The sequence below is a fragment of the Paenibacillus naphthalenovorans genome (assembly GCF_001465255.1).
Taxonomy (GTDB): Bacteria; Bacillota; Bacilli; order Paenibacillales; family NBRC-103111; genus Paenibacillus_G; species Paenibacillus_G naphthalenovorans.
Genome location: NZ_CP013652.1, coordinates 1,880,152 through 1,905,732 on the forward strand (window position 1 = coordinate 1,880,152; position 25,581 = coordinate 1,905,732).

28 protein-coding genes and 2 pseudogenes are annotated in these 25,581 nt (G+C 38.0%); 22 read left to right on the forward strand and 8 right to left on the reverse strand.

Features of this window, described 5'->3' with window-relative positions; all coding sequences use genetic code 11:
* The first annotated feature begins 2 nt into the window (after positions 1-2).
* The 18 genes and pseudogenes from IJ22_RS09390 to IJ22_RS09460 all read left to right on the forward strand — a co-directional run.
* Entirely contained in the window at positions 3-587 is a 585-nt protein-coding gene (locus IJ22_RS09390; protein WP_062408620.1) for a phage tail domain-containing protein, read from the forward strand.
* An 18-nt stretch (positions 588-605) separates the two neighbouring features.
* Entirely contained in the window at positions 606-1,241 is a 636-nt protein-coding gene (locus IJ22_RS09395; protein WP_062408621.1) for a hypothetical protein, read from the forward strand.
* Between the two features lie 16 nt (positions 1,242-1,257).
* Positions 1,258-1,902 (forward strand): phage tail family protein, encoded by a 645-nt coding sequence (locus IJ22_RS09400; RefSeq protein ID WP_062408622.1) that lies wholly within the window; start codon positions 1,258-1,260, stop codon positions 1,900-1,902.
* A gap of 11 nt (positions 1,903-1,913) precedes the next feature.
* Positions 1,914-5,750 (forward strand): phage tail spike protein, encoded by a 3,837-nt coding sequence (locus IJ22_RS09405; protein WP_062408623.1) that lies wholly within the window; start codon positions 1,914-1,916, stop codon positions 5,748-5,750.
* Positions 5,751-5,848: 98 nt separating this feature from the next.
* Positions 5,849-6,577: a stalk domain-containing protein gene (locus IJ22_RS09410; protein WP_062408624.1), complete on the forward strand. Its 729-nt coding sequence runs from the start codon at positions 5,849-5,851 to the stop codon at positions 6,575-6,577.
* A 382-nt stretch (positions 6,578-6,959) separates the two neighbouring features.
* On the forward strand, positions 6,960-7,103 hold the full coding sequence (locus tag IJ22_RS26320; RefSeq protein ID WP_160327367.1) for a hypothetical protein: 144 nt from the start codon (positions 6,960-6,962) through the stop codon (positions 7,101-7,103).
* A complete protein-coding gene (locus IJ22_RS09415; protein WP_062408625.1) occupies positions 7,100-7,498 on the forward strand; it encodes a type II toxin-antitoxin system death-on-curing family toxin in 399 nt (132 codons plus the stop codon). Before IJ22_RS26320 ends, IJ22_RS09415 begins: the two co-directional genes overlap by 4 nt.
* Positions 7,499-7,649: 151 nt before the next feature.
* Positions 7,650-7,985 carry a PAAR domain-containing protein gene (locus IJ22_RS27175; protein WP_145862523.1) on the forward strand — a complete coding sequence of 112 codons (336 nt, stop codon included), beginning with the start codon at positions 7,650-7,652 and terminating at the stop codon, positions 7,983-7,985.
* Between the two features lie 10 nt (positions 7,986-7,995).
* Positions 7,996-8,322, forward strand: a complete 327-nt coding sequence (locus IJ22_RS09420) for a hypothetical protein (RefSeq protein ID WP_062408626.1) — start codon at positions 7,996-7,998, stop codon at positions 8,320-8,322.
* Between the two features lie 12 nt (positions 8,323-8,334).
* Positions 8,335-9,486: a hypothetical protein gene (locus IJ22_RS09425; protein WP_062408627.1), complete on the forward strand. Its 1,152-nt coding sequence runs from the start codon at positions 8,335-8,337 to the stop codon at positions 9,484-9,486.
* Positions 9,487-9,504: 18 nt separating this feature from the next.
* Positions 9,505-9,969: a hypothetical protein gene (locus tag IJ22_RS09430; RefSeq protein ID WP_062408628.1), complete on the forward strand. Its 465-nt coding sequence runs from the start codon at positions 9,505-9,507 to the stop codon at positions 9,967-9,969.
* An 85-nt stretch (positions 9,970-10,054) separates the two neighbouring features.
* A complete protein-coding gene (locus tag IJ22_RS09435; protein ID WP_062408629.1) occupies positions 10,055-10,669 on the forward strand; it encodes a hypothetical protein in 615 nt (204 codons plus the stop codon).
* Between the two features lie 64 nt (positions 10,670-10,733).
* Positions 10,734-11,399, forward strand: a complete 666-nt coding sequence (locus IJ22_RS26030; RefSeq protein WP_145862524.1) for a hypothetical protein — start codon at positions 10,734-10,736, stop codon at positions 11,397-11,399.
* A gap of 5 nt (positions 11,400-11,404) precedes the next feature.
* Positions 11,405-13,831 carry a discoidin domain-containing protein gene (locus IJ22_RS09440; protein WP_062408630.1) on the forward strand — a complete coding sequence of 809 codons (2,427 nt, stop codon included), beginning with the start codon at positions 11,405-11,407 and terminating at the stop codon, positions 13,829-13,831.
* Between the two features lie 34 nt (positions 13,832-13,865).
* The gene (locus tag IJ22_RS09445) at positions 13,866-15,659 is read left to right on the forward strand and encodes a DNRLRE domain-containing protein (protein ID WP_062408631.1); all 1,794 of its coding nucleotides are present in this window, start codon (positions 13,866-13,868) and stop codon (positions 15,657-15,659) included.
* A gap of 130 nt (positions 15,660-15,789) precedes the next feature.
* Entirely contained in the window at positions 15,790-16,326 is a 537-nt protein-coding gene (locus IJ22_RS09450) for a phage holin family protein (RefSeq protein ID WP_062408632.1), read from the forward strand.
* A 103-nt stretch (positions 16,327-16,429) separates the two neighbouring features.
* On the forward strand, positions 16,430-16,735 hold the full coding sequence (locus IJ22_RS09455; protein ID WP_235594292.1) for a hypothetical protein: 306 nt from the start codon (positions 16,430-16,432) through the stop codon (positions 16,733-16,735).
* A gap of 14 nt (positions 16,736-16,749) precedes the next feature.
* Positions 16,750-17,262 (forward strand): annotated as a pseudogene (locus IJ22_RS09460) (peptidoglycan recognition protein family protein); the annotation flags it as partial.
* Positions 17,263-17,826: 564 nt separating this feature from the next.
* Here IJ22_RS09460 and IJ22_RS25695 read toward each other — a convergent pair.
* The 3 genes and pseudogenes from IJ22_RS25695 to IJ22_RS09470 all read right to left on the reverse strand — a co-directional run bounded on the left by IJ22_RS25695 (position 17,827) and on the right by IJ22_RS09470 (position 19,074).
* Positions 17,827-18,159 carry a recombinase zinc ribbon domain-containing protein gene (locus IJ22_RS25695; protein ID WP_082660752.1) on the reverse strand — a complete coding sequence of 111 codons (333 nt, stop codon included), beginning with the start codon at positions 18,157-18,159 and terminating at the stop codon, positions 17,827-17,829.
* Between the two features lie 65 nt (positions 18,160-18,224).
* A pseudogene (locus IJ22_RS09465) lies at positions 18,225-18,524 on the reverse strand (SPFH domain-containing protein); the annotation flags it as partial.
* Positions 18,525-18,537: 13 nt separating this feature from the next.
* Positions 18,538-19,074 carry an NfeD family protein gene (locus IJ22_RS09470; RefSeq protein ID WP_062408635.1) on the reverse strand — a complete coding sequence of 179 codons (537 nt, stop codon included), beginning with the start codon at positions 19,072-19,074 and terminating at the stop codon, positions 18,538-18,540.
* Positions 19,075-19,407: 333 nt separating this feature from the next.
* Here IJ22_RS09470 and IJ22_RS09475 point away from each other — a divergent pair, with 333 nt between their 5' ends.
* Complete coding sequence (locus IJ22_RS09475; protein ID WP_054818406.1) at positions 19,408-20,391, forward strand: YpdA family putative bacillithiol disulfide reductase; 984 nt, start codon at positions 19,408-19,410, stop codon at positions 20,389-20,391.
* A gap of 63 nt (positions 20,392-20,454) precedes the next feature.
* Here the strand turns inward: IJ22_RS09475 and IJ22_RS09480 are convergent, their stop codons facing one another.
* The 3 genes from IJ22_RS09480 to IJ22_RS26535 form a co-directional block, all read right to left on the reverse strand.
* Entirely contained in the window at positions 20,455-21,186 is a 732-nt protein-coding gene (locus tag IJ22_RS09480; RefSeq protein WP_062408636.1) for a phosphonate ABC transporter ATP-binding protein, read from the reverse strand.
* A 74-nt stretch (positions 21,187-21,260) separates the two neighbouring features.
* Positions 21,261-21,746 carry a DinB family protein gene (locus tag IJ22_RS09485; protein ID WP_054818405.1) on the reverse strand — a complete coding sequence of 162 codons (486 nt, stop codon included), beginning with the start codon at positions 21,744-21,746 and terminating at the stop codon, positions 21,261-21,263.
* 122 nt (positions 21,747-21,868) lie between these two features.
* Positions 21,869-22,015: a hypothetical protein gene (locus IJ22_RS26535; protein ID WP_174349962.1), complete on the reverse strand. Its 147-nt coding sequence runs from the start codon at positions 22,013-22,015 to the stop codon at positions 21,869-21,871.
* Positions 22,016-22,201: 186 nt separating this feature from the next.
* On the opposite strand from IJ22_RS26535, the gene IJ22_RS25700 reads away from it, so the two are divergent.
* The 3 genes from IJ22_RS25700 (at position 22,202) to IJ22_RS09495 (ending at position 24,058) form a co-directional block, all read left to right on the forward strand.
* Entirely contained in the window at positions 22,202-22,372 is a 171-nt protein-coding gene (locus IJ22_RS25700; RefSeq protein ID WP_074729694.1) for an aspartyl-phosphate phosphatase Spo0E family protein, read from the forward strand.
* Between the two features lie 184 nt (positions 22,373-22,556).
* On the forward strand, positions 22,557-22,742 hold the full coding sequence (locus IJ22_RS09490; protein ID WP_054818404.1) for a hypothetical protein: 186 nt from the start codon (positions 22,557-22,559) through the stop codon (positions 22,740-22,742).
* A gap of 131 nt (positions 22,743-22,873) precedes the next feature.
* On the forward strand, positions 22,874-24,058 hold the full coding sequence (locus IJ22_RS09495; RefSeq protein WP_062408637.1) for a M20 family metallopeptidase: 1,185 nt from the start codon (positions 22,874-22,876) through the stop codon (positions 24,056-24,058).
* Positions 24,059-24,141: 83 nt separating this feature from the next.
* On the opposite strand, the gene IJ22_RS09500 is transcribed toward IJ22_RS09495, so the two are convergent.
* Together IJ22_RS09500 and IJ22_RS09505 are read right to left on the reverse strand one after the other, a co-directional pair.
* On the reverse strand, positions 24,142-24,864 hold the full coding sequence (locus IJ22_RS09500; protein ID WP_054818402.1) for an amino acid ABC transporter ATP-binding protein: 723 nt from the start codon (positions 24,862-24,864) through the stop codon (positions 24,142-24,144).
* Positions 24,857-25,537 carry an amino acid ABC transporter permease gene (locus IJ22_RS09505; protein ID WP_054818401.1) on the reverse strand — a complete coding sequence of 227 codons (681 nt, stop codon included), beginning with the start codon at positions 25,535-25,537 and terminating at the stop codon, positions 24,857-24,859. The genes IJ22_RS09500 and IJ22_RS09505 overlap by 8 nt, the downstream gene beginning before the upstream one ends.
* Positions 25,538-25,581: the final 44 nt, after the last annotated feature.

Sequence of the window (25,581 nt, forward strand, 5' to 3'; positions counted from 1 at the left end):
AAATGAAAGAAGGTATTGATTTTTATTATAATGGGATATATTCAGTAGACATGGGTTTGATTAATTGTAAAATTGATTCAGGTTTTTTTGAGGAGCCATTTTTATCTGAGAGACAAATTAAAGAAATAATTATCAGGGGGAATGAAAAACCTTACTTTCAAGAGGTTCAACGTTCCCCTCTTGAGTTTTCTTTAACTTTTGCGTTTGAAGATTATTATGACAATGTTCGGATTCGTGAAGTAGCAAGATGGCTAGACCAAGATTATTATCGTCCATTTTATACTAGCGACAACCCAGAACGAATTTTTTATTGTATGCTAGTTTCTGATTCACAACTTCTACACAATGGACTAAAAATGGGCTATGTTCAAGTAAAATTTCGATGTGATAGTCCTTATAGTTATTCGCCATTTAAAACAAGCAAAATATATGATTGGAACGAAACTCCTTTTACCTTCACCGACAACAATTTCAGCAACGGAGAATTAGTAGGGGTTAAAGTAAATGATAATGGACAATTAATTCTCAATGAAACTAAACCTAAATGGATAAATATTCCCCCTTCTACAACATGGAACGACTTATGAAAGGAGTGAAAATAAAATATGTCAACACTTTCAAATAAACTAAAATTAATAATACCTTCATTAAATGATGAAGTACAGCAAACAATCCTAGACTTAGCTTTTAACTTTCAAAAATTAGATGACGCTTCTAATACATATGCCATACAGATTCCAACATCAGGTTTTTATAAATTAAATGAAAAAGTTTGGAATAGTAATCCGCAAACAGGTCAATATGTTGGGTGGGTTAATACAAGAGAAGGTCGAGCATCCCCAAAATGGACACCGCTATATGCATATAACGTAGGAGATTTTGTTGTCCCTAACGTAGACAATGGACACTATTATGAATGTATTCAAGCTGGAAGAAGCGGAGTAAATGAGCCTACATTCTTAACCAATGAAGGCTCTCTAATTGAAGATACAAAAAACGGTTCGACATGGCAACCCTCTAAAGTGTACAACTTGTATGATGTTGTGTTTCCCACATTAGATAATAATCGCTTTTACGTTTGTACTGTTGCAGGAACATCAGGCTCAAATGAACCAAATTGGTCACTAATTGATGGAGGCACAGTTGATGATAATATGGTTGTATGGACAGGTTATCGAAAAGTGATTTGGCAAGAGAAAGGTATTGCATGCAATTTTAAACCATTTGGGAAAATTGAATAGTGTTGGTGATAAGTAAATGAGCACATGGCTAAGTTTATCAAATCTTAGAGGTTATCGCACCTCACCTGAATTTCCAATTTATTTGGATGGAGATGGTGCTATTGCAAATATTTCATGGGTTTCGAGTGAACCAATTGGAACTAAGCTTTGGATAGAAACAAGGTTAACTTTTAATGACGGATTTACATGGACGGATTGGAAGTTGTGTGTAAACGGAGGATACATACCGGATATCAACTCTCAGACAGCATTACAACATGCTAAAATTCAATTCAGAGCTTTCTTGGAGACAAACGATAAAAATACCACTCCATCGCTTAATGAAGTGGTATTTTTCTTTGAGCCAGTAATTTATTTCTCCAATGACGGAGATGTGAAAATAAGACCGGAAATATGGATAACAAAAATCGGGAACGGGGATTTTTCAATTATTAACACATCTAACGGAAATGAGGAATTTAAATTTATTGATTTAATCGATCAAGAAACAGTTTATGTGAACGGAGAGAGGGAACAAATTGAAACTTCTCTTGCTGCTACATACAGATATGCAAATTTTAATGACAATTATCTTGAGTTGCCGACAGGAGAAAATGTATTAAGGGTGATTGGCGATGCAAAAATTCAATTTAGATATCGTTATCGACTTTTACAAGGCTAGGAGGTGAATTGATGCTAAGTAATCTGGGCGAGGTTAATCTTTATAGAAAACCAATAGAGCCTCAAATATTTTTAGCAAAGCCAAATCGAGAGATAATTTCAAAAATAAGTGAAGCTTACAATATCAAACAACGGGATTTAATATTACAGCTTAATGATATCACTTTTGATCTACCATATGAGATTGACTTCAATGGAGAACAAATCAGAAATAGTAATGCAGATCTTTTGAAAGAACGTTACCTGCTCAAAGTTGTTAGAGGAATTAAAATTGAATGGTTTGTTATTACAAAATTAAATGACAATATGGATGAAGATAAAGATTATATGACGGTTGAAGCCTCTTCATTGGGATATCAATTAAGAGGAAGGTTGCTCAAAGGATATCATAATGACTCGGCACATGCTAAAACTGTGCTAACAGAGGTTCTTGTTGATACAAATTGGAGAACGGATTACATTGACGCTGATTTTGAGCTAACATACCGAGAATTTGACTTTCAAGATACCAATGTGTTAGATGCTGTATATAAAATCGCGGAAACATATAATGCAATTATATTATGGGATACGGTAAATCGAACAATTAGTTTAGTAAAACCTGAATTATTTGGTATCAATAAAGGTCTCAAATTTTCTTATGGTCATTATCTGCGTTCACTTGGAAAAGAATCTGACTCCGACATGATGGTTACACGATTAAAAGCATATGGTAAAGACGGGCTTTCAATACAAAATGTGAATCCTACGGGGCAACCTTATATAGAAAATTTTAGTTACTTTATGTTCCCGTTTGAACGAGATGAGAATAGAAATGTGGTTAATCATAGTGAATATATGAGCGATTCATTGTGCCATGCTCTGATTGATTATAGTGAACTAATTGAAAGCAAGAAAAGCGAATTCAGTAGTCTGCTCACTCAAAAAGAATCATTACAATCCACATTAACAACAAAAGAAAATGAATTAAAAACACTTCAAATTCAGGAAGCAGCAGTTGATAATATTGTCTCTTTACAACAAGCAGACAATAATATGTGGTTTTATAAATATATTCATAGTGGTTCGTCAGTTTTAAATACAACATTATTAAATCCCTTGAATGCATATGTATTTATGATTAAAGTAAATGATACAAATAATCTCACTGTCAAAGTAAATGGAAATATTGTAAATACAGTTGCAGAACAGTGGATGGTGATTGGTAAAACAAAACTTTCAAGTATTGTAGCGATTGAAACTAGTGGAACCTCGATAAATAATGAAATTTATATACAGATTGCAAATATAACCGATATCGAATACTCCACTTCTGGGAATGAGACAGCATTAATCGAAAAATACTGCATTGATAATAAAAAAATGCAGATTGCTGCTAAAAAAGCAGAAATAGCCAATGTTATAAATCAGATTAATTCGGTTGAATCAAATATAACAACACTAAGAGAATTAATGTCATTTGAAAATAATTTTACTTCTGAGCAAATTGAAGAATTAAACGATTATATCATTGAGGGAACATTTTCAGATGAAAAATACATAGATGAACATGATTTATATAAAGATGCTCAAGAAAAATTTCTTGAATTCCAAAAACCCCAATTAGTAATTAATATAAGTGTTGTAGATTTTTTAAGAATTGTTGAGGAGCAACATAACTGGAATAAGCTTGTTTTAGGTGACATTGTTACTATCGACTATGAAAAAATCGGTGTAAAAGTAACTGCCCGAATTATAGGCATTGAATACGACTATGAAAACTATGATATAAATTTAACAATAGCAAATGTAAAAGAAATTACTGATAATAGAAAGTTATTTGAGAAGTATATATATAATTCTAATTATACTTCTATAGTTGTTAGTAGCAATAAAGATCGTTGGGGTCAAGCCGTTAAAGATTCGAGCGAAATTAGTCAGTTATTTGAAAATTTTTGGAATAAGGTTACTAATGAAGTCAATTTTGCAAGTAATGAGTATGTTACTATTGACCGTAAGGGTCTTACAATTATTGACCCAAATGACCCAAATCGTTTTCTTAGAGCAACCCACGGTGTGTTAGCTTTAACACGTTCAGGGGGATTGCGTTATGAAACAGCGATAACCCCTGATGGAATCATTGCAGAACGTCTCATGGGCAAAATTCTTACTACACAAAGAGTTATCATTGGTGACGATGATGGTATCTGGTTAACAGAGGGCGCTAAAACAATAATAACTGATCGTTGTAATCGAGAAGTAATGAAGATTGGATTATATGATGAAAATCCTGATAAATTCGGCATTAAACTTAATCGATATGCTACTTCTGATTGTGCCGATAATACAGTAATTAACAGGGTCATTGTTGACAGAGATGAAGGATTTGTCATTGAGCGCAAAGATGGTTCAAATTGGGATAAAACTGCATGGCTTGATATTGACGGTTATTTTAATGGTCGCGGCGTAAAAATTGATTATATGTCTGGCATACTCAATAATGGGATTACCCTCGACAATACTGACGGATTAGTGGTTACAAGAAACGATATTGCTTATAGGACAAAACTAAACGCCACCGAAGGAATCAAGATTCAAAAAAATATTGGGACAGATACTTCTCCTACATGGGTGGATAGATTTTACATTGATTTAAATGGAAATCTTACACTCAAAGGTTTCTTACAGGTTGGAGAAGGTAATGCAATTTTTACAGCCAACAACGAAGGTATTGCATTAGGTTCGGGAACATGGTCAACAGCCCCTTTCCGTGTTGATTTGAATGGAAATGCCTATATGAACAAACTAACCGCTGAAACAGCAGAGATTAGATCCTCATGGTTCAGAGATGGACATATTGTTGGTTCGGATTTAACAATTGGCAGTGGCAATAATGTATTTAAAGTGTTTCCCCTCCAAGGGATATGGGCTGGTAATCAAAATTTTGATCAAGCTCCTTTCTCTGTAACCTTGGATGGAACATTGAAGGCAAGAAAAGCTATCATAACTGATGGTAACAACAAATTACTTATTGATAGTGAAAATGCAAAATTGTACATGAATAATTGGGACATTGATGGTGTCGGTAAATTAACTGCTGAAATGATTGCTGTTACCACAATTACCGCAGCAGAGGGTTATATTTCCAACTTAACAGTGTCACGGCTAGTTACGCTTGGCAAGGATGCTGCTATAGGTCAATATGTCGATTATATAAAAATTGAAGACAATTACATGAAGTTTATCACTGCGAGGGTAAATTCAAAGCAACAAAGTAGAGATTCTAAAGGGCGCTTGTTATGGTGGACAGATTCCTCAAGACAGATAACAACAACTGAAGATATGGGAAGTGGACTTATTGCTTATTCATATAGTTTTGATGACATCAAAGAAAAGCGGATAATTAGTTTTGATGGATCAGGAGCCTTGGCGAATCCAAAAGACATTATTGGTAATGGAGACGGAGGACAAGGGAATTCAACTGATGGGTTACATGATTCTGGTAAAGCATATACGGAAAAGGGAAATGGCTTTTACAAACAGGCATATTACAATAGCAATTATGCAAAAGAGAGAAGTATAACTTTATTCGATGATAGTGTAGATTTGCTTTCTGAAGAAGGCGATATTAATAATTCATCGAAAAATTATTCTGTGTTTACTGATAATGGTTTTATAAAACTAGTTCATTCTTCTGGTTCAAAATTCGAAATAAATGCGACTGGTGACATGATTAGTTTAATTCTCTCTAATGGCAGTGCTTTCACTTTAAATTCTAATGGTTTATCTGCTGATATTACTGGAGATATTAATTTGACTGCCACAGGAAATGTAACATTGGGTGGTTCGCAAATTCATTTCATTGCTTAAAATAAAATATATAAATATTTTTTCGATTTATATATTCCTAACTCTCTTAAAATATGGTATATTATGTATGTCAATATTCTAAGAGAGGGGAATCATCAATGAAAAAATTTATTATGGGGGTTTTATTAGGAAGTGCTCTAACATTTAGTGTTCCAGTATTCGCAAATAATGGAGAAGTCGTTGCGACTTTAACTAAATTCAAAGTACTTCTTAATGGGAAATTTGTCGAATTAAAAAATGACATTATTGTAATCAATGGCACAAGTTATGTTCCGCTAAGAGAAGTAAGCAATTTATTTGGTCATGAAGTTGACTTTGATGGTGAGAATGGAATAATTGGGATTGAAAATGACGGACAAAAACATCTGGAAAAGTTGAAAAACAAAAACGATAGTGAAGTGAAATTGGAGGATACTAAACAATTGAGTGATACATCAGGACAATATATTAAAGATTTACAACTAAAATATTCTAAAGATGGTAAACTTGATCCAGAACTAATTAAAAGAGCAATTGAAAAAAAGAAACTCTCTGTTAATGCACAGGACGAAGATACTGGAAACAGTTTGCTTATTCTTGCTATTATAGAAAATAATTTTCCTGTATATCAAGTGCTGAAAGATAATGGAGTAGACGCAGAATTACCAAATAAAGAAGGTAATACGCCATTACATTTTGCCACTCTAGAAAAAAGTAGTTTTTATATGGGCGAACTTTTAAATCATTTTAACGTTAAGGCAAAAGTTAAAAACAATGAAGGGAAAATGCCAATAGACCTTACTCAAAAAAATTCCGCTGAATATAGAAAGTTAAGAATTAGAGATTAATATTTATAATAAATAAAAGAAGTTTCATTTTTTCGAAGCTTCTTTTATTTATTATTTAACTAAACTAACCTTCTGGTTAGTTTTTAATCAAAAAATCATAAAAAACTAAGAAATCTAATAAAATCTCTTAAAATATAACGAAATGTATTGAGAAACATAGGGAAAAGAGTGGTATATTGAATATAAGCGCCTCACTCCAAGATTTAACCTTTACCAAGTAAACAAAGTTTGGGTTCCATTTGTCTCAGATATGTAGGAACATTTTGACCATTTTCGCATGTCGGTTATTGTTGATAATAGTTTACTTTCATCATATAAAATGGTATACTTTCCTTAGAAGTTGCATATACTCAGCCTAACTTTTAAGCAGGAGGTATATGTGATGGATAAGGAGGGAAAAGATATGCTGGCTAAAAAATTAACTGATAATACCGCAAAAATGGCACACAAAGAATTGATCAAAAAAGCTTCTAATGAGGTTTTTAAGCAATATGACAACACTTTTAAGAAGTTGAGTAAAAATTGAGCAATATTATTTACTTAGACTCAGAGGATATAAGATATCTTCATGAAGAAGCTTTGATTAGATATGGTGGCATCTATGGCGAACATGAATCAGGGATGATTGATTATATGGCTGATAAACCATCAATGGTGATTTTTAGCCAAGATCAATACCCTGATTTATTTATGAAAGCAGCAATATATCTACATGGATTTGCTACCCATCAATATTTTGCAGATGGGAATAAACGAACAGGAGTTGCCTGCGCACTTACTTTTCTGCTAATTAATAATTATAGAGTTATTATATCTGAGAATTTATTATACATAATAGCAATAAGAGTTGCAAAGAAAAGACTTTCGATAGAGACATTAACTGAGTTATTACGAAGACATTCTATACCAGTCAAAATTTAAAAGTCACCCCACAGTTAGGGTGGCTTTTTTGTTGTGTCATGAAATGGGAATTTTATTAGTAATTTAATGGGGGTGAAATTGGGAATATATGTCATTTCAAGTTGCATATGTCGGTTCAACGATCAGTGGAACTACTACAAGTGGTCACTGCATGCGATCTTATGCGTGTGGTTGTGGTCAATTTGGATGTTCGACATGTTATGAATATAGTTCGGGGACAGTAAGTGGTTCAATTTCAAATGGAGCTTCAAATGTATATATTAATGGTTCAAGGGTAGCAATCAATGGAAGTGTAACTACTGAGTCAGTTATGTGTCCTTCTGGTTTTTCAGCTATAGGCGGTAGTAGCGGTTCAGGTAGTGTTACCGCAACTTCTCGCAATGTTTTCATAAATGGTGTTCCAATAGCCTGTAAAGGAGACACAGTTCGACATTTTAGTGGGAATGGAACAGTAACTTCTGGTTCAAATACTGTATTAATTGTGTAGGTGAAATTATATGAAGAAATACTATGATCATATCAATAAAATAAAATATGACTATTCAGCAAGTGATGAAACTATCGAAAAAGAAATTCAAGTTCTTATTCAAAGATTACATGATGAACAACATATGTCAATGGTTAGAAGCATTGTTGGGGACACGGAAATTATAATCATTAAACAGATTCATGAAGACAGCCGAGAATATCTAAGAATCTCAGTCAATCGAAATAGAGAAGAATTATTGATGAGGCTTTCAGATTTTAATTTATTGTTTAATACAAACATCCCATCTTCTCTACCTGAAAGCGAATGTGAGGAATGTAATAAAAAGAATGAATAAGGGGGTGATTTTTTGATTCAACAATATGTTCAATATAATAACCCAGTTACTATTGTATGGCGAAAAGGAACGCCAGATGATCCGTATGTTGACAAAGCAGATTCTTTAAAAATAATCAATAACATGATTATCCTCACAGAAATTCCTGCTGAAACATTTAAGGTTAACATTTCAGGGTTAATTGAAGTGGATAAATCTAATTTTGAACGTAAGAAAGAATTACTGCCCAATGAATACCTTGTTCATTATTCAAATGGTATTGTGCAGTTCCATCCCTCTCAAGAATTTAATACTGTATATGCGTCGTACAAAGGTAGAGGAATGATTCTTTATCCTGCTTCTAGAATTATTTCTTATAATAAAGACGCACCATTTGCTGAGAAAAACCTACAAGAGATAATTGATGAGATTTATCAGAGTATTAGTAAAAATCAAAAACTAATTGATGATTTACAAGTAGTAACACAAAATGCAATTAATGCAACAAATAATGCAAATACAGCTACAGACGGAGCAAACGTTGCCAGAGATGAGGCCATTGATGCAAAAAATGAGGCTCTTTTTGCAGCATCAAGCACCATAATGATTTATAAGGAACCAGTTGATACTTATGACGATTTGGATATCGTCTACTCTAATCCAGAAAATGGATGGCGCGTCACAGTTAATGATACTGGGGATGTTTATAGATATGATGGCTTCAGTGATAGTTGGGTGTTCTTAGGCAACTCTATTGGATCATTACCAATTGCTTCTGATATTTCCACTGGACTTTTAGATAAAGAAGATTATAAGCAATTTACAGTTAGAAGTATTGTATTTGCTATGCCTAAAATATTATCTGATGGCATTCAAAATTATATAGTTCAGTTCCCCTTTGAAGGTCAAATTATAAAAGCATATGCATTTTGTGTGGGTGAAGGAACTGTTGCTCCATTAGAGTTAGCTATTGAAAAAATATCTTCAAATGAATTTGATAATAGTGGGGCTTGGCAAAGTATTTTCAATCAGAATATCTTTATTAATCCAAACCAAACAAAAGGAACAACTCCTGTTTTAAAAACAAATAATGTAAATAAGAATGATTATTTTAGGGTTAATGTATTGCAACTAGATAATAACATAAGAGGAGTTACTGTTCAGTTAGATATAAAAATAAAATGATATAGGAGGAATTTTATTATGGCACAACCACAAGTAAGTTGGTGGAATTCTATAAATGCAGCACAAATTACAGATTGGGCAATTGGTCAAGTAGATGCAGGAAGCACATCTCCAGACACAACGTTTTTAATCTGGAATAATCGCGGTGGTTCTACAGGTGTATCGGATATGACGAGTTGTACAATAACAACAAAAGATAGTGGAGGCAACGATACAGGCGAGTTAGTGACAAATAAATGGATTCATGTTCGAGTAGATACAATGTCTGAATCAACATTTACACCTATTGGCGGTACTACAACAAAATCCATCAAAGCAGGAGGTAGTGCGCCAGCAGGTACAATTAAAGGTACTGCGAATGACGGTACAACGGCAAATGCAACAGAAAATTTTGCTCAAGTAACACTTCATGCTGTTCCTTTGGCGACTGCAACAGCAGGAAACGTAGATTTCCTGCTCAGGGTTGCCTATACATACGTATAAAATATAATTTTCAGTTTCTTTAAGAGTTCACCAAAATAAGGTGGACTCTTTTTTAATTCTCAATACAATGAGGTGCCATTAAAATATGAATAATTTATTTTTAGATAGTCCTGTAGCAACAAATCGTTTTATTTGGATTGCAACATATGCCGACAACACATTTTTATCAGAATTCTCTTATGATTCAAAAACTGAAAACAGTTTTTATAGCATTGATAAATCTAAATTAATTCGATTTGGCATGGTTGGATATGGAATGAATATGTATTATGAAGTTTTAGGTGGAATTTTTAAAATTGCAGGTCAAATGATTGAAGTTATATATAAAGATAAAACAAATAATAAAGAATACTATTTAACTGGTCAGCCTATGACAATGTATAATGATATTATTCAATATAAAAATGCTGAAAGTAACTTTGATATATTGGGAGGGGATTATTCAGTCACTCCTTCAATAACTCAATATAACTTTGGATATAAGAAAACATTAAATATAGATGGGGTTACTTTTAATTTTAGAGCGATTTGTTCTATACCTTATGGAAAACCTGTGTTTTTAAATTTGCGTTTGGTTTCAAGTCAAGAGTTTTCAAACGGATGTTTATTGATTAAAAAAAATGGGATAGTCGTATCGGAATATGATGCCAATGCTGAAGAAAATGTGGCATATGAGTTAAATTGGCAGGTAACAGTTTAACATGTTTTTGATTCTCATTTATTAATAAAAAATAAAAATCTTAAAAATGTGAGCGTGATTAAAAATGCCAGCACCAGCAACTGCCGGATCTTTAAGACAAGGTACTTCTGAGATGCAAATTGGAGATTATATAGTATGCAATTACACGTCAAGTATAAGTGGAATCGTAGGCACGTTTCATAATCTAGGGGGTTCTCCTGCAATAGAAATTCCAGTTACAGGAACAGCAACACCAAATGGTTCATTTTATTTTATTAAAGTAGATAAAGGATTGCTGATTGCTGATAGAGTGGTACAGCGTAGTATTTCATGGGCAACGTTAAATACAGGAAAGTTAATTCAAGGATTACCTTTGTCTCTTGTAGATGGCATAGGGAACACAGTTGAATGTCTTATTCGATCTCTTACAGGTGGAGTAGCTTATGCAAACGAAAACGGAAACCGACACACTGATGTTAATATAAGGCAATATGGAGGATACCCCACGAATAACGAGTTTGTTAAATATATTATGAGGTCTAATCTAAATGGTAAAGCGACACCAGATGATGATAACGTCTGGCATTATGAGAATAATTTTAGTTGGACACAGGACACAATTTTTAACGGTTCTACCTATAGATCTATTGTTGGAAAAGGAAATGTACAAGAGAGAATAGGAGCACAAATAAACACTAACATTTTAACCAACGTAGGATTTAGACCTGTGCTTGAATACAGGGAGGTGTAAGATAAGTGGCTATAGTTGGAGAACGTTTGACTACCCCCGAATCAGGATGGAAAAGATATGGATCACGATATTCTTCATTTAAATATAATGGATTTTCTATGTATGCTGACAGCAATAAATATGAAGGACAGTCGATGGTTTCTCCGTCCGTTGGGGGAACTATAAGTTACCTTTTTTATGGTACGAAATTAAGGCATATTCATTCTGTTGGTAATGGTGCGGGAGTCATAGAAATTTCGATTGATGGGGTAAAAGAAACTATCGACCTTTATTCGAGTTCTGCAATTAATACCGTTTTAGTATATGAAAAAACAAATTTAGAATTAAGAACACATGAAGTCGTAGTAACTCATAAGACTAAAGGAAGTTGGGGAAGCGATATTCACTTTGAGGCTATTGACATTGACTCTACAGGATATCTTCTTCATCCAGATGAAGTTACCAATATACATGATTTAGTTGTAGGTAAAAGGATACGTTGTCATTATCAAGCTTCTAGTGGACAAGTGGGAATATTTAGTGGGTTAGGACGAGAGACAAGCGACTTCATTCCGAAATCTTCCAGTTTAACACCTGATGGCGATTTTTATTTTATTATGACCGAGAACTGGAATGGAAAAAAATATTTGATCCCAGATCGTAATATTCAATCAGGAATTTCATGGGATACACTAAATAATATAGGTGTATCGAGTGGTAGTGGTCTACCTATAAATTATCTAATATACCAAAGTGTTGTCCCTATGATGACTTCTAATTCGACACCTAGTCCTTATGTAGTATCTTCAAACGGAAACTCTGGTAGTGCATACGAGCCTTACAAAGCATTTGACAAGAAATTTATAAATTCTTCGACAGACAGATGGGTTTCTAATACTACCTCACCAACAACTGATAAAATTCTAACCATTGATCTTGGTAATGGAAATGAAAAAAAAGTTATTGGATATACAATTATTTCTTTGACAAGCGGTGCATCAGCAACACAAGCACCAAAAACTTGGTATTTGGAAGGAAGTAACAATAACAATAATTGGATTCAGGTTGATTACAGAAATAACGAGGTAGGTTGGTTAACTAACGAGAAAAGATTTTACAATTGTCAAAATGTAGATTTTTATAGATACTATAGGCTACGTGTTGTCAATACAAATGGGGAATCTTATGTTTCAATTGCAGAGCTAGAATTGATAGATAACGCTATCGAATATAACCTATCTGTTCGGCTACCTACGGGTGGCGTTAGTGCGACAGATAGAGACAATGAATGGGATAAATACATTGTTAATTCAACTTTAAATGGGACAATTACAGCAGGAGATAATAATGTATGGAATTGGAGCGGATTAAGTAGTTGGACTTCTACGACATTTACTAGTCAAGCCGCAAACCGTGTAGTTCGAGGTAGTTCTAGTGTTGATACATATTCCCATATCTCTTCATCGACTTCATCAGTTACCTATGGTTTTCGTCCTGTGTTAATAGTAGAGCCTTTAATATTTCCTCCAACATTTGAAGGGGGAATAGATAAGACATCAATACATAGTGATGATGTTACATTAGCAGGAACTATTTCTGATCCAGATAACAATAGTGTTCAATACAGGATTCTTATAAACGGTGTTAATGAATATCCCTCAGAAGGCTATACCGATTTTATGCCTTCTCCGCTCGCTATTAATTATACAATCTCTAATAGTAAATTTATTTTAGGAAGTAATCAAATTTCATTAGAGATGGTTAATAGTAAAGGGAGTGAAGCAAGTTGGATTACTACGGTTACACTTGATAGTCAGAACCCTACAATAACAGCCTTTATGACTGGTATGCAATTGAATGCGACAATTGAAGATCCGGAAAATGATACTGTTCAGTTTAAAGTAGTGTTAAATGATGTGCAAATATATCCTAATGTTGGTTATACTTCTCTTGTGCCGACACCTGTAAATTATCAAAGAATCTTTCACAGCAATGAAATAAATTTGGGAAGCAATAATACTGTACAAATAATTGTATTAGATAAATATGGAGCACAAAGTGAAGTTACTTTAAATTTTATAGGAGAATATACGGGACTATTATTCTTTGACACAGGCGGAAATTATTATTCAACTGATATTGGAGAAGTCTTAAAATATCTCGATTTCGGAACATTGGTCGCAGGTCAATCATCATTGGATATAAAGGTAAATCTAAAAAATACATATCCATATAACATACAAAATATCCGTTTGTGGTCAGAACATTCAATCGAAGGGCTGGCAGTAGAATTAAGCAAAACAAATAATCCTTTTATTGCAAACAGTTCACTCATATACGGTCAAGTGATGAGTTATAATGATTCATTAGAATTTTATGTAAGACTAAAAGTAGACACATCGGCGCAAGTCGGAGGTACATTTGATATTCGAGTAAGTGCTGACCCAGTTTAGTCGTTCCAATACAATGGAATAGGAAGTGATGAAGTTGTCAGACGATTTTATTGATATATCGGGGAGGATTATTATTCCTCCTCATAACAAAATGACAGGAAAATTAAATATCATTGCGGTGGGCAAAGAAGATATTGTATCTTCTATAACCGTAACAAGATATAATGAAATTCCTAGCTTGATATATGTATACAGTGATTATGTTGTTGAAAGAATTGCTTATCCACCAAGATTAGGTAATCAAAGACGAGCGAATCTTAGGATTTTAAATCGAAGTAATATTCTTGGAAATATTAAGATAAATCCTAAAAACAAGATGACAGGCAGGACGGAAATTGTTCAACCTCCTAAAACAATAGCTCAACTATATCCAGTTAAGGATGCATTTGTTCGTGAGGGAGTTAAAACCCTTAACTATGGCATTGAGCAAACAATGCTTGTTGGATACAATAGGAATTTAAATGAAAGATATCGCTCTTTTCTGGAATTTGACTTATCACAACTTCCAGAGAATATTACAATCGAAAAAGCAGAACTTAAGGTTTTTAATCTTAATAAAGAATCAGTAAATCATCAAGTAGGATTATTTTCTGCTGCTTCTACATGGACTGAACAGGGTGTTACATGGAATAGTCAACCTGCAATTCAAAATATACTTGACAGTAAAAATATTAATGAAACTGAAGGATATATTTCATTTGAAGTCACAAATAAAGTTTCGAACTGGTGCGATGGAACAGAAGTTAACTATGGATTTATTTTAAAATCTTTAAATGAATCAATCCAGCAATACGGACAATTTTATACAAGAGAAAGTCAAATTAATAAGCCCATATTAGAAATAACTTATCGGGAAAAAATTATATATAGTGCTGGACGTACTGAGATTGATGGAAATATATTTGTAAAATCTATAGGACAAAAAGATTTATCTTCATCTATTCGAATCCAAGAATATGATCAAAAAGCGACACTACGCTCCAGTATACATATTTACAATCCTGATTATATGGAATCTTCAATTTTGGTAAATAGACCAAAGATTGAAGCGAATATTCAAGTTCGAAGAAGTGATGAAAGTGATTTACTTTCAAATTTAATTGTAAGACAAAAGTGGCTTGATCAAAGAGATGCAAGTATATTAGTTAACGCTCCATCTAGAGTAGGACATATTAATATTCCATATCGTAGTGATTTACCTTCAGATTTAAATGTAAGACAAAAAAAGTCTGATTACAGAGATGCAAGTATATTAGTTAACGCTCCATACAGAGTAGGACATATTAATATTCCATATCGTATCAGTCTTCCTTCTTCAGTTACGGTGAGAGCATTAGGATGTGAAAAATTTCCTGCCAAAATCAGTATAATCCGAAAAGAAATTTTAGGAAATTTAACAGTTAAAAGAAGAGATTTCAGTGAAATCAATGGCTCTATTGCGGTTAAAAGAAGTGATTTCGATGAAATCGATAGTTCTATCTCAGTAATAAGAAAAGAAATACCAAGTAGTATTATGGTTGTTTTAAGTGACTATTTGCCGGGAAGTATTACTGTACAGCAAACAGACGAATCAACCATTCCTTCATATATCACAATTCCGTATAGGAAAGATTTACATGGTTCCATAAATGTGGTTGGGGCTAGTATGATATCGGGAAATATCTTTGTTATATCGGGTTTTTTAAGAGCGAGCATATCAATTCCTGAATACGCCTCTTACGACATTTTGGGACAGATGAAGGTTCGTGCAAAGTGGATAAGTGAAATACCAAGCTCATTAACTGTGGGAGGAGACAATATTCCCGGTGGCTTTGTGTTCATTATATAACATAATAAAATTTTTATTGTGTCTTATTACACATTAAAAAAATTTGTAATTCAGATTAAGTGAGATCGTCTTTGGGGCGATCTCTTATTTTTATGATAATAATATTGATGGTAGGAAGTAGGCGAGTGGATTGTCTCAAGAATTAAGAGAAACCTTTACTGATGTGTGGATATACATTTGTAAAACTTTTATTTATGTAAAACCATTATTTGTAATTATATCTACAGGAATATCTTACATTTTATTTCCTCATGAGTCGTACGTTCCAGCAGCAATTGCTTTGATCGGTGCTCTTATTTTAGATGTAGTAACAAAATATTACTCTGTTGGCGCTCTCAATGGAGGAATAAAAAATGCAATTAAAACCAAAAAATTGACATCTGAATCATTGTGGAGAGGAACAAAAAGAAAAATAATTAGTGTTTTAGTTATTATGATTCTTTGTGGTCTATCTTATCGGCTTTCACCTCTTGATGCTGTCGGAATCTTGTTCACAACCGTATGCTATACTTTTATGTTTTGGAGAGAAGCACAGTCAATAGTTGAAAATTTAATTGATGCAGGACATGAAGATTTAGAGTGGTTGCTATTCTTAGTAAAGAAGAAGCAAAAAGAAGTTTTAGACCAAAAAAATGAGGTAAAAGATAAAGACGAAAAGACGGTTTAATTATCAACTATGCCCACTGCAAGGTAATTAGATAATAACCGTCTCTTATAATTTTATCATAATTTCATGTTATTAACAAGAATAATCTATGGAGGTGAAGAAAGTGGAAGAACAATTTTTTACTTGGCAATCCCTTTCAACAATGGGAGGCTCATCTTTACTGACTTTCTTTGTGGTTCAATATACCAAAAATTTAGTTGACAAATATTTCAAAATACCAACTGATATTTATGCTATAGCGGTTGCCTTTTTTGTCTTAGTGTTTGCACAATTGGCATTGGGAGCAGATGGTTTGGATTGGAAATTATATGTCTTAACTTTTGCAAACTCATTTTTAGTAGCCGCTGGTGCAGCGCATATTCAAAATAAGTCAATGAATCCGCCTAAAGACAGTAGAGGTGATAAGTAATGACTCAATTTAAAATGAAATATGAGATTATTCAAGATTATATTCGCATTGGAAATGCTCGTAGTGGTCAAAAACTTAATGGAGTACATTTTCTTGTTGCTCATGATATAGGAAATGGTGCAAGTACTGCTTATAACAATCGCTCATATTTTAACAACCAACAACCGTTAGCTTCTGCTCACACATTTATTGATGATAAACACATACTTGAAATTGTTCCATTAGACGAGAAAGCATGGCATGTACAATATAATACTACCAATGATAATAAGTTATTTGGTGCAGACGCGAATGATGTAGCGATAGGTGCTGAGTTATGTTGGGGAGGAAAAATTAATTTCCAAGAAGCTTATAGACGGTTTGTATGGTATCATGCATATCTTTGCTGGAAATTTAACTTAGATCCTACAAAACATATTGTTAGCCATAAAATTCTTGATCCTCAAAGACGTTCTGATCCTGATAATGCGCTTAATAAAAATGGGCTGACTTATGAGCAGTTTTTAAAAGATGTGAAAAATGAATACGATGACTGTTTAAGATTGGAGAGCGATGAAAACATGAAACTCACTTTAAATGAATGGAAAATGCTTGGTGATTCAATTGATGGCTGGTACAGGAAAGGTCTTATATCGGATTATAAATGGGCTGAAAAAGCATATAAACAAGAGATTACTCTAAGTGAACTTACATGGTTAAATGCAATTGTATTCACTCGTAAAAATGGCATTAAAGTTTAATACAATCCAATTGGAAGTGTAATTTGTACATTCGGATGAGAATACAAAAAAAGTTATTGAAGTAAGCATTGAATATGCGTTAATTAAGAGTAAAAAATAAGTATACTCCTCTCTTCTATTACCTAATAAAAGCCAGATTTTATTACCTTCTCATGACTATATGTAGTGTCTATAGTATAAAATAGACACTACATATAGATTATTCTTTACGGAAATTGATAATTCATGTTCCCCCTCTAATTTTCCATAAATCCTACAACCATACGGCTTTAACCTCCCTCCTTTCGTGTTCACTAAAAACATGCATGTTGCCCCCATTTCGACATTTATTTACATTTTACTTGAGGGAGGCTAATATTTAAACTTTGTTCCATAAGGCGATGAATTATCATTTACTACACTATTTGTTCCGTCTTTATAATAAATTCGATACCCCCTGTCTCTAACTTCAATAACTTGAACATGCTCTCCCAATGATCCTTCCACTCGAACTCCTTTTAATTTTAAATGAGTTGATACGATATGTGCTATTTCCTCTTCTTTTATAGTGAAATTGGAACATGCTAAAGTTCCCTTTTTCTGATATGTTGAACATGTGTATGCTTTGTGATTTCGAAGTTGTTTACCTCTATACTTTCCTCCACAGTTTAGGCATTTAATCAGGCCATTTCCAAATTGGTACATATTTAGTATCACCCCAGAAGATTATAACACAACGTACTGAGCATATAAATTATCTACAGTGATTAAATAGGAACGCCCTGCTCCGTGTAAACCTCCGGGGTGGAGACGTCCAATTTGTGTGATAAGAGCGAAACAAATTCGGCTTGCTGAAATACCGGAAGGATGAAAGACCCGCCGCCGCGAACAATTTTAATTTTGCGTCCGGAATCGTCCGTCAATACATTTTTGCTGCCGAGGAACGATCCGGTGACGATCATCGCCTCATCCGGACTTACCGTTTTGTACCGGGCCCAGAACGCAAGCCCCAGTACGACAATCACACCGACAACAATGATTGGAATTGTCAGAAGTTCAGTTAATACCATTCCCTTCTCTCCTTTACAACTTGGGTTCGTCCAGACGGGTCACAAACAGCGTGCCGTCTTTCACTTCCACCGTCACTACTCTGGCACCCGCCTCAATCGAGTTACCGTCAAAGCTTTCCGCAATCTGATTCGTAACGCCTCCGCCCATCTGCATCACAACCTCCCCGCAGCCTTGGGCCGGAATCGGCACCGACACCTCCCCGATCCTTCCGACCAAATCCTGCATGGAGAAAGCCAACGAATTCTCGGTGTTTTGCATTGGCTTGACGTATAAGAAAAAGATCAATGTCCCGGACAGAACGGCGGCCAGCAGAGATAGGAACAACACTGCAGCAGCTGCCAAAGGGGAATACTTCGTAAGCAAAATGCCCGAGCCACCGAGTACCGTCAAACCGCTAAACAGCACCATCGGTTGCAAGTAATGCAGCACGTCGCCGGACATCCAATCGAACATCCCGTCTATCGCGCTGCTCAGCAGGTCGCCGAACACAACCGTCACTAGCGCAAATAATACGCCGGTAATAAGCAGTCCCCAATACAGCTCCAACATGATGCTCCCTCCAAACTTCAAACAAATGTGCACAATCAGTAATACGCAGCATACATCTAGAAAGTTGCATTTTTACCTCACAAATCCAAAAATATGAACAAAATGCGACATGCCCCCGAAATCGCGAATCACGGGTTGAACCGGATCGGACGCAACGCCGCCTATAAGAGCGGTTGGGTACTCTAAATAAGCGCAAAAAGGATCAAAGATGAGGTTGCCCGGCCCGGGAACACTGCTTGGTCAATGCAAACTGGAAACCGCTGGTCAAATCGGTTACTATGATAAGGGAACTGCTGTACATACCCTTAATTACAGGTAGGCGAGGTGTTTGTTGTGGAAGAAGTCGTTGTGATCGGGGCGGGTCCTTGCGGCTTGTCCGCCGCTGTTGAGCTGCAGAGAATCGGTCTGAATCCGCTCGTTATTGAGAAAGAATGCGTTGTGCATTCGATTTATTTATACCCTACTTATATGCAATTTTTCAGTACGCCGGAGCTGCTTGAAATCGGAGGGTATCCTTTCTCCACTCCGAATGACAAACCCTACCGGTTGGAAGCATTAAACTATTACCGGAACGTGGCCCAACGCAGTGAGCTGCGCATCCGCTCGTATGAGACGGTAACGGGAATCACCCGTCAAGCCGACGGCACCTTCGAGCTGACCGTACAGAACAAATTCGGCGCATCTGACAAAGTACAGACCCGTTATGTTGTCGTGGCCACCGGGTACTTCGATTCTCCGAATATGCTGGGCATTCCAGGCGAGGATTTGCCCCATGTCTCGCATTATTTCAGAGAAGCCCATCCTTATACCGGTACCCGGGTAGCCGTCATCGGCGGAAGCAACTCCGCGATCGACGCGGCTATGGAGCTGCTTCGCGCAGGAGCAAGCGTGACGGTCATTTACCGCGGGGAAACGTATTCCTCCGTCATTAAGCCTTGGGTTCTGCCCATATTCGAAAGTATGGTAAGCAAAGGCAAAATCCGGATGATGTTCCGTTCACGTGTAACGCACATTACGGAGACGACGATCACTGTGGTAACGGACGGGCAGGAGCAAACGCTGGACAATGACTTTGTGCTGGCCCTAACCGGCTTTCGGCCGGATCGAAGCCTGCTGACCAAAGCAGGCGCCGAATTAAACATAGAGGCGGGCGGCGTGCCGAAGCACGACCCGGACACGATGGAGACGACGGTACCTGGCCTGTACATTGCAGGAGTAGCGGCTTCCGGCTCCAATGCCAATGAAGTGTTCATCGAAACCGGACGTCTGCACGGCGGACGCATTGCCGCTCATATCGCTTCAAAGAAACAAACCTGAACATTGGAATCATTCCAAAGGTCGCCCCGGGCTTTAAGGACAGGCGGCCTTTTTTCCTTGCGCTTATTTAAAAATAAGATCTTTTTCCCGCTGCGTCAGACGGCGTCCGGCGATATCGACAACCAGCTTTCCCCCCGACAATCCCCAAATCCTGGTGGCAAACTTCTCTGCGAGCTCAACTTGATGAAGGCTGCAGAAGACGAGAATCTTGTTTTTGCGGCAGATCGTCCGCAGATCCTCCAGTACGCGGCTTGCCGCCTCGGGGTCCAGCCCGGACACCGGCTCATCTGCAAAGATCACCCTTGCCCCTTTAATCAACGCTTTACAAATGGCTACCCGCTGCTTCTCCCCGCCGCTCAGCTTTTCAACAGGCTCGTGGGCTTTGTCAAGCAGTCCCACGCGATCCAAATAATCCATCGCTTCCATATGATCGTCTTCCGATACCGTATTGGTGAGAAAGCGCCACCATGATTTTTTGAACAGCAGCGCGGAAAGCACATTTTTAACAGCCGATTTTTTTTCATTTAAGCCCGGTTTTTCCTCCAGATATACCCACTGCTTGCGCAGCTGAAATTTCTCCCAAGCATTCAAACCGGTAATATCTTTACCATCATAAATATATTGGCCTTCATCCCATTTTTCCTTCAGCATCAGACACCGGAAAAAAGTGGTTTTGCCGCTTCCGCTGGCACCAAGCAGGGCGATCAAATCGCCTTCGTCCGCCTGAAAGCTGATACGCTGCAGTACGCGGTGATCGGGTGGGAAGGTTTTGCTCAAACTTCGTACAATGATCATCCGTCCGATTCTCCTTTACTCACATGAATCTCTAATACTATACCATGATCCCCGGCCCGAAAACCACCGCGCCTTCATTCACCTTCAGCCAGCCTTAAGTAATAGATGAAGTCCGTGGAAGCGCCGGACACACTCCAATGCCGCATCATCGATGCGATATTGCCTAAGTGATATGTACCATGATTCGATAAATGCTGGACGACTTCAAGTATCGAATTGGAGAATACTTCACCCTTTGAATTGGAATAAGTGATCCTGTCCCCGGCACTTACCCTCTGCAAAAATAGGCTGTAATCCGCCCGAAGCCGATCAAACCGCTGCTTCAGCTCTTCGATGGATGGCTGTTCGCTCCTTTCCATCGGATAAGGAATCTGCCGAAGTCGGGATAACCACAAACCGTCGACATCCGCCAAATGAGCCAGTGTTTCTCCAATCGTAGGAAATACACCGGGAACCGGCGTATACAGCACGTCCTCTTCCATTTGTTTTAAATACGCAAGCCAGGCATCGATCGCCCAAAAATGATAATCGATCAGCTTGCATAGCCAGTCATTATTCATTCCTCTCAGCCTCCCTGACCTTTATCATAATCCATTCACGGAATATAATAAATCCTGAAAAAACGGGAAAAAGCCGCCCGCAGTTCGGACAGCTTTAGATTCATTCGGCGAACGGCTTTTTACTATTGAGGATTCGTTTCCTTTGGGACCTCATTCAGACTGGGCGGATGAGTGGCCGCTTTGTCCGGCTCTACGATCGTACCCTCTTGCGTAAATTTATTTTCTCTGAAATCAGGATTGTTTCTCTTATTGGCTTTCTTGTTTTCCATGTCCCGCATCACCTCCCATTTTAAGGTTATGATTTCATAATAATACTTTTTTATGCATATTTTGTTATTTGTCATAAAAATTTAACAAAGTTTTCGACAAAAAATTACAATTTTCACGCTAACCTCGTATTATAATACTCTAAGGAATAGCGGTATCTATCAATTATAGGATGTGATAGGACATTCATGGAAGAAGCTGAATTGAAACGCCGCATGGAACGAATGCAGCGCCAGCTTTATGTGCTGGTCGAGAAGACGGGAAGCTTTGTAGACCCCAAGGTCGTCGAGCTTAGCCAACAGATCGATTGCCTCGTTCTATCTATCCAACTCTTACGAATGAAGGACAAACTCCAATAAATCCGAGGCCGTTGAATGAAATCAATGAGCCTCTTTATTGTGCTTCGGCTTGATAAATATTACATGATATGTTATATTAAAAACAAGGAAAATCAAGGGTTTAAGCAATATACGCACCTTGTACCCCCTGCTTGATGTACTCTCTTGATGCACCACTCAAATGATAATAAAGGAGCGATGCACCATGAATTATGATGCTCATCAACAACCGCAGGAGAAAAAGATTTCCGTTGAACTGACTTTGAATGAAGCTCTGGCTCTTACCGGCGTCCGATTCCGGGATAATCATAAGCTCGAGGTCAACGCCATGGCCAAGATCAAAAGACAGCTCGAAGAGCAAATCATCGACAGCCGCAGAAATGTTCAGTAATCGGCTTTGAAATGAAATCGTTAACAAGATCCCGATGCAAGCCCTTTGCATCAGGATCTTTTTGTTTTATTCCGCCCTCTTCATATATAATGGATTCACACTAGGGAATCAGTAAAGGAGCGACATCGTTAATGAAGCAGCAAATCGCGTCGGTCATCGACCGTTATAGTGAATCGTTTACCAGCCTGTCCAAATATATCGGAGAGCACCCGGAGCTCGGAAACGAGGAATGGGAAGCCTCGTCCCGGCTCAAGGAAGCACTGCGTGAGCATGGCTTCGAGATCCAATCTCCGGTCCTCGATCTCCCCACCGCCTTTATCGGCACGTACGTATCAGTCAAACCGGGCCCCACAATCGCTTTTCTGTGTGAATACGATGCGCTGCCAGAGCTTGGGCATGCTTGCGGGCATCACTTGATTGCCGTCATGGGACTGGCCGCGGCTGTCGGCTTAAAAGAGGTAATTGACGAGATCGGCGGCACGATCCGCGTCTATGGGACACCCGCAGAAGAAACGAAAGGCGCAAAGGTTCCCATGGCTGCCGCCGGGTTGTTCGATGATGTCGATATCGCCATGATGGCGCACCCTTATCATACATATGAGAAATCCGGCAGCTCGCTCGCCATGGACGCGATCCAATTCGAATACTTCGGTAAATCCGCTCATGCCGCGGCAAGTCCTTATGAAGGCATTAACGCGCTCGATGCGATTCTGCTGTTGTTTCAATCGATTGGGGCATTGCGTCAGCAGTTGCGAAGCCACGCCCGCATCCATGGCATCATTACCGAAGGGGGCAAGGCTCCGAATATTATTCCGGACTATGCGGCTGCACAATTTTACATCCGGTCCGCAAACCGACCCTATACCGATGAAGTGGTACAGAAGGTTCTTCGCTGTGCCGAAGGAGCCGCTCTTCAAACCGGATGTACGATGAAATGGTCCAACTATGAATTTTCATATGATGAATTAATCACAAACCGCGTATTATCCGACCTGTTTACGAAAAATTTAACATCGATGGGCATTGCCGAGGACATGATCGAAACCGGCAAGGATCACGGTTCGCTTGACCTGGGCAATGTATCGCGCCATTGTCCGACCATTCATCCTTATGTGAAGGTAGTGGATGAACGCCACATGCTGCATACGAAAGAATTTCGCGATCTGGCGATGCTCCCGCGTGCCTTCGAGGGCATGCTGCTGGCTGCCAAGGTGCTGGCTTTTACCGCATATGATGTGATCGTCAATCCCGACCTGCTCCGTTCCATCCGGGAAGAATTTGAACGCAGCATTCGCAGCGGACACCAGGGGAACTGACGGATTCATCATGAAACAAGAAAGAGGCAGATGAGCAGCTCCATTCACTCATTTGCCTCTGTTTGTGCGTTTAAATTCAAAATTCATAACACTTTTCTCAGGAATTCCTTCGTCCGCGGATGCTGTGGATTCGCGAACACTTCCACAGGTTTGCCCTGCTCGACGATTTTGCCGCCGTCCATAAAGATCAACCGTGTGCCAACCTCTCGGGCAAAGCCCATTTCGTGGGTGACGACAACCATGGTCATTCCCTCGGCAGCCAGCTCTTTCATAACATCGAGCACCTCGCCCACCATCTCCGGATCAAGCGCAGACGTAGGTTCGTCAAACAGCATTACCTTGGGGGACATGGCAAGCGCCCTGGCGATGGCAATCCGCTGCTTTTGACCGCCGGACAGCTGTCCCGGATAGCTGTCCGCTTTATCGGTTAAACCGATTCGCCTCAACAGCTCCCGTGCGACCTTGTTCACTTCATCATTGCTCATCTTCTTCAGCTTTCGCGGAGCTAACGTAATGTTTTCCAGCACCGTCATATTCGGAAACAGGTTAAACTGCTGGAATACCATGCCCATCCGCTGACGCAACAGATTGATATCATGCTTGCTGCGGAACAGCGAGGTGCCTTCGAATTCAATATCTCCGCCGGTCGGCTGTTCCAGCAAGTTCAAACAGCGTAAGAACGTGCTTTTGCCCGACCCGCTGGGGCCGATGACAACGACAACTTCGCCTTGGCCGATGTCGATATCGATACCGTTCAACACCCGGTTATTCCCGAAAGCCTTATGCAAATCCGTTACTTTAATCAGAGGTCCTCAGCCTCCTTTCAGCTAGTCCGAGCAGCTTGGACAACACAAAGGTCATCATAAAATAAACGATCGAAACAACGATTAACGGCTCAAACGGCTGGAACGTGTTGCCCTTCACTGTATCTGCGCTGTACATCAGTTCAGCCACCCCGATGACGGATACGATGGAAGAGTCTTTGATAATGGTAATGAATTCGTTGCCAAGCGCTGGCAGCACATTGCGGAACGCCTGGGGCAAAATAATATAGCGCATGGCCATCGCATGAGGCATCCCAAGCGAGCGGGCCGCCTCCATTTGACCTTTGTCAATCGCCTGAATCCCTGCACGAAACGTCTCCGCCACATAGGCGGCGCTGTTAAACGACAGGGCAAGGATGCATGCCGCCACGTCGGGAAAGGCCGACCCCAGCCAAGGAAGCTCAGGAAACTTGATTCCCAGCTTGGGCAAACCGTAATAAAACAAAAGCACCTGCACCAGCAGCGGCGTCCCGCGGATAAATTCAATATAGGACACGGAAAAAATCTTCAGCGGATAAATACGCGACATGCGCATGAGCGCGAGGCCAATACCGAGAATGACCCCGAAAATGACGGTAAAAAAGGACAATATCAATGTCATTTTGGCCCCGTTAATAAAAAACATATAGTACGTCGGCAAAAATGAAAAATCCATCCGTTCCCCTCCTTTTATTTATGTACGGCCTATAACCGAACAAA